5 protein-coding genes and 1 pseudogene are annotated in these 5479 nt (G+C 36.9%); 1 reads left to right on the top strand and 5 read right to left on the bottom strand.

Annotated elements, in window-relative coordinates:
- Positions 1 to 66: 66 nt before the first annotated feature.
- The 5 genes from corA to Q1553_RS06630 all read right to left on the bottom strand — a co-directional run bounded on the left by corA (position 67) and on the right by Q1553_RS06630 (position 4889).
- Complete coding sequence (gene corA, locus Q1553_RS06610) at positions 67 to 1023, bottom strand: magnesium/cobalt transporter CorA (RefSeq protein WP_115551192.1); 957 nt, start codon at positions 1021 to 1023, stop codon at positions 67 to 69.
- Positions 1024 to 1105: 82 nt separating this feature from the next.
- Positions 1106 to 2314: a phosphoglycerate kinase gene (locus Q1553_RS06615; protein ID WP_115551193.1), complete on the bottom strand. Its 1209-nt coding sequence runs from the start codon at positions 2312 to 2314 to the stop codon at positions 1106 to 1108.
- A gap of 141 nt (positions 2315 to 2455) precedes the next feature.
- On the bottom strand, positions 2456 to 3469 hold the full coding sequence (locus Q1553_RS06620) for a HAMP domain-containing sensor histidine kinase (protein WP_297571430.1): 1014 nt from the start codon (positions 3467 to 3469) through the stop codon (positions 2456 to 2458).
- Complete coding sequence (locus tag Q1553_RS06625) at positions 3470 to 3796, bottom strand: rod-binding protein (RefSeq protein WP_297571432.1); 327 nt, start codon at positions 3794 to 3796, stop codon at positions 3470 to 3472.
- A 10-nt stretch (positions 3797 to 3806) separates the two neighbouring features.
- Positions 3807 to 4889: a flagellar basal body P-ring protein FlgI gene (locus tag Q1553_RS06630; protein WP_297578131.1), complete on the bottom strand. Its 1083-nt coding sequence runs from the start codon at positions 4887 to 4889 to the stop codon at positions 3807 to 3809.
- 377 nt (positions 4890 to 5266) lie between these two features.
- Here Q1553_RS06630 and Q1553_RS06635 point away from each other — a divergent pair.
- A pseudogene (locus Q1553_RS06635) lies at positions 5267 to 5479 on the top strand (hypothetical protein); the annotation flags it as partial.

Genomic DNA, 5479 nt, shown 5'->3' on the forward strand with positions numbered 1-5479 from the left:
GGATTTCAAAAACAGCTATTTTTGTGGATAATCCCCCCCACCTAGAAGTTTTACGCAAGTATTCTCTTAGAGCCATTTTTTCTTTTTAAAATAAAGCATTGGCAAAATCGTTGAAATCACCATTATTCCTAAGGCGACAGGATAAGCATAAGTCCATTGCAACTCCGGCATATGTGTGAAGTTCATTCCATAAATTGTAGCTATCAATGTAGGTGGCATCATCGCAACCGTTACCATTGTAAAGGTTTTGATGATTTTATTTTGCTCAATATTGATTTGACTTGAAAAAAGCGTTTGAATGTTATCTAAAATATTCATATTAACATTCGTAAATTCTACCAAAGAGTTGATGTCTTTTAGCACCGTGCCTAAGTCCTTTTTCACCTCTGAATCTGCCTTATGCGTGCGCAAAAGTGCAGCGATTGCAAGTCTTTTATCAAACAAACTATCACGCAAACTTAAATGCATTTCTTGCAAAATGGATAAATTTTCCAAGATTTCATCGCCTAATTTTTTGTCAAATACCACAGAGCGACGCAAAAGGCGCGTTTGCTTCGCAATGCTTTCTAGCATATCCGCATCTCTTTCTACGCGCAATTCAAAAATTTTGGAAATCAAATCAAATCCATCTTCAAATTTTTTTGGACTTGCAAGCACCCTCTGCTGAATTTCGTCAAAAACCCTAAATTCGCTATATCTAACTGTGAATAAAATCCCACGCGTAAGCAAAAAAGTAATTGTTTCATTATGTAACACATTTTCTGTATTTGGGCGCGTAAGGAAGTAGGTATTAATCGTTACGGTTTCGCTATTTTCCCAATAACGCGAAGATTCCTCAATTTCTTCGCGTTCCTCTTTTGTTGGAATATCTAAAAGATAAGTTTTAGATATATAGGCAATTTCTTGCGCTGTTGGGTGTAGCAAATCAATCCAAAGTATATCTGCATCTACTTGGATAGCCTCTACGGCTTGCACACTTTCTCTTACCACCATACCATTGCGTTTAATAAAAAGATTCAACATCATCTACCTCTAATTTTAAAACTAAAGGAGACTTACGGAATCTCTCCTTTAGTTTTTTATTTTCGTCGGGGGTTCTCCCATTTTATACTCTCTTATCCAATACTTCAAATGCTGGCAATACAGCACCCTCAAGCAATTCCAAACTCGCGCCGCCTCCTGTTGAAGTAAAACTCATACCATCTTTATTTCCCGCCTTATCTACTGCATCTGCAGTATCACCTCCTCCAATCACACTATACGAATAAGTATCTGCGATTGTATGGGAAATACTAAAAGTTCCGCGAGAAAATTTCTGATTTTCATAAACACCAAGAGGTCCATTCCAAATAATCGTCTCGCAATCCCGAATCACTTCGTTAAATAGCTTCACAGTTGCAGGTCCAATATCTACCGCCATTAAACCCTCTTGAATATCCTGTGCAGGGCTGATTTTGATTTCTTTTGGTTCTTTGAGATTGTCCGTTGAAACAACATCTACGGGCAAATAGATTTTTACACCTTTTTCTTTTGCATTTCTTAGAATATTACGCGCCTCTTCTAATAAATTTTCTTCAATAAGAGAATTTTTCATATCATAGCCCACAGCTTGTAAAAAGGTATTGCTCATCGCGCCGCCGATAATAATCTTATCTACCACATCTAAAATAGATTTCAAAAGCGTAAGCTTTGAAGAAACCTTTGAACCCCCAACAATAAGCAACAAAGGACGCAAAGGGTTAGAAAGGGCGATAGCGAAAGAATCAATTTCTTTTTTAAGTAACAATCCTGCCACTTTTTCTTTGGCGAAATTTGCGATTCCATAAGTAGAAGAATGTTTGCGGTGCGCTGTGCCAAACGCGTCATTGACATAAATATCACAGAGGCTAGCAAGCTTTTGAGATAATTCTGGATTATTCTTTTCTTCTCCCTCGTGGAATCGGATATTTTCTAGTAACACAATACTGCCATCTACTAATGTATTTAAAGTAACTTGTGCATTTTCTAAATTATCCACAAAAACAACATCTTTAGCCAAAAGCCTTTCTAATCGTTTCAAAATATGCTTCAGAGAAAATTCATTGCTTCTACCTTGCGGACGCCCCAAATGGCTTACCAAAATAATAGACTTCGCACCATTGTCAATACAATAATTAATGGTAGGAATCGCCTCACGGATTCTTGTGTCATCGCTGATATTTAATTCGCTATCCATTGGGACATTAAAATCTACACGAATCAAAACCCGTTTATCTTTGATATTGACCTCACGAAGACTCTTTACATTCTGCATTTCTTGAATATTATTGCTCATTTTTGCCCTTTTTGTTCATTGTAGTTAAAAATTTTAACTCAAAATGGCTTAATTCCTATTATATCCCAATGCAAAAATGTAACAAAAATTTAATTTTTCAGTCAAATGTGCAAATTTTACGCGTTTGAAGTGAATTTAGAATTACGGAATGAGGATTTTAAACCCTTTTCTTTCTCCCTCTATAAGAGAAATTGTGCCTCCATGCGCCTCAATAATCTGCAAAGAGAGTGCCAAGCCCAAACCATTTCCTTTTAATTTCGTGCTTTTAAAAGGTTCAAAAAGAATCTCTGGATTCTCAATAGGCTTACCACTATCATAAATTCTAAAAATCGTATTTTGGGAATCCTTAATACAATCAATCTCTACAATTCCCTTTTCCTCTTCGCCCTCTTCTATCGCATCAATCGCGTTAAATAAGAAATTTTGTAGCACGATACAAAGCAAATCAAAATCCGCCTCAAAGGAATCGCATTCAAAATGGAATAAAAAATCAATATTTTTAGAATAAGTATAATAATTTAGTGATTCGTTGAGCTCCTCTTCAAGACTTTTGGGATTAATTTTTGCCTTATTGCAATGCACACCCTTAGAAAACAACAAAGTTGCCTTTACGATTCTCTCTACACGCCAAATAGATTTTTTAATCTCTAATACAAGGGTTTTATTTTTTAACTCCACACGATTTGCAAGCGTGGAGGCAAGCAAGGCAACTGAACCTACAGGATTCCTGATTTCGTGTGCTAAATGTGCAGAAATCTGACCCATTGAAGCAAGTCTTTCGCGCCTTTTCTCACTTGTAATATCTGTGGCAGAAATAATCAATTTATTTAATTTTTGATTGGCTTGCACCAAATAGACTTTTAGCTCACCAAAAGCTTCCAATTCAATTTCTTGCCGATTATTTTGTGATAAATCAAACTTTTCTAATAACTCTGGAATCTCGCTAGCAAGGCTATTTTGATAAAAAATCGTCCCCTCTTGCTCTAGCACCCAAACCGCTGTTGGCAAAACATCTAACACTTCCTCAAAAAGAGCTTTTAACTCTACAAATTCCTTTTCTACTTCATAGGTTTGAGTAATCAGCTCCTTTAAACCTCTCGCAAAGGATTCCTTATCGCTACTACTTAAAGATTCTAGCAGATTTTGGTCTATCACTTATAAACCCTTAACGCCTTGTTTGCCTTGCAAGTCTTTAAGATAATCATAAAGTAAATCACTAAACCCAAAGCTTCCACTTAAACTATCGGCTAAAGTATCCCGATACATAGATTCATAAATATCGTGTCCGGGAGCTTTAGGAAAAAGAGATTCGTCCATTTTAAGCGCAGTATCTAGCATATTTTTGATAATCAATGCTTCAAAAGCGTCTGTTTGCTCTCTCAATCTTGAATCGTCATCTGTTTTAATAATGTTTGGCGTAGATTTTGCTGCGTCTAATAACTCTTTAGAATATCCACCGATTCCACTAAAATCAAGATTCATTTTAAACTCCTTAAATAATTTCTAAATCCGCATTAAATGCGCCCGCTTTTTTCATCGTTTCCAATATCGCAATCACATCTTTAGGAGTTGCCCCCATTCGTTGCAAAGCACGTGCTACACTTGAAATCGTCGGATTATTCGCACTTGTTACCATTGCACCTTGCGCACTAAAGGTTGCTCCATTGCCCATATCTACAGCTTCTGGGTCGTTATTTGGCTCATTGCTGACTTTAATCGTAATATTATTATGCGTTACAATAATTGGCGAAACCTCTACACCCATTCCGGCAATCACCGTTCCTGTGCGTTCATTAATGATGATTTTGTCTTCTTTAATCGCATCTACCTCTACTTCTTGCACGCGAGCCAAAAACTCTACCATACTCATTTCTTGTGGGCGTTGCAGTTTGATTGTGCGAGGATCTACGGCAGTAGCGACAGGAGTTTGAATCTCGCCTGCATTTTGAGGATTGGGGAAAGCCGCATTGATACGCGTTTGAATTTGCACAGCATTTTGAAAATTAGATTCCTTTAAACTCAAAGTTGCATTAAGCTTATTATAAAGGTCATAAGTTACTTCACGTTCCACCGTTGCGCCATTAGGTAAAATACCTGCTAAAGGGTGATTCGCACTCCCTCCTCGCTCACTTTTACCCCCGATTCCAACCGCTCCTTGTGCTACTGCATAGATTCTACCATCTAAACCGCTAAGCGGGGTAAGCAAAAGCGTCCCGCCCTCTAATGATTTCGCATCTCCAATGCTAGAAACAACAATATCAATTTTGTCCCCTTGTCTTGCAAAGGCGGGGAGTTTTGCAGTTACCATTACTGCTGCTGCGTTTTTGGAGCTAATGTCATTGGGATCCACTTTGACATTCACGCTTTCTAACATATTTGAAATAGATTGCATTGTAAAAGTTGAAGTCGTCTTATCGCCTGTTCCATTTAACCCCACAACCAAACCATAACCAATTAATTGGTTATCACGCACGCCCACTACATTGACTAAATCGCCCACCTTTGCGCCAAAGGAGGGAATCGCAAAGCAGATGAATGCTAATAAAATGATTGGAATCTTACAAAGTTGTTTCATTGCTTGAATATCCTTTTCTCGCTTAAACTACATAAGAATAAAGCAAAACTTGTTCCAAAATTATTCAATACACCAGATTGACTTAACTTAGATTGTCTTAAATGAGGAAGTTTTCTTGATTTCAAGGGATTCTGCATTTTCATACAGAACCCGAATTTGGATTATTTTGTTTGACCACTACGATGAGAAGGGTGCTGATAGTCGTTACCTTTGCAAGCATTAAATGCAAACATTAAGCCTAAGATTCCCAAAATGATTAAAACTTTTTTCATAACCTCTCCTTATTAGAATGAGTAATTATACAGATTTTTTATAAAATTGTCTATTGCTAAATATACTATGATTCCAAGCTAAAATTTAAATATAAAGGCGAAACAATGAAAGGAACAATCCTATCCAATGGAATCCTAAGAGCAGAAGATGGCAAACGTTATACTTTTAAGTTAGAGGAAATTCAAAATTTATCCAAATTTTCATACACAGACGAACATAGTTTAGATGGAATGGAAGTAGATTTTGAACAAGGCAAAGAGGACGAGAACCAAGCAACCTCACTTTTTATCCTTCCAACTCAAGAATCTAAAGTTACC

Source organism: Helicobacter sp. UBA3407, assembly GCF_949747025.1.
Classification (GTDB): domain Bacteria; phylum Campylobacterota; class Campylobacteria; order Campylobacterales; family Helicobacteraceae; genus Helicobacter_D; species Helicobacter_D ganmani.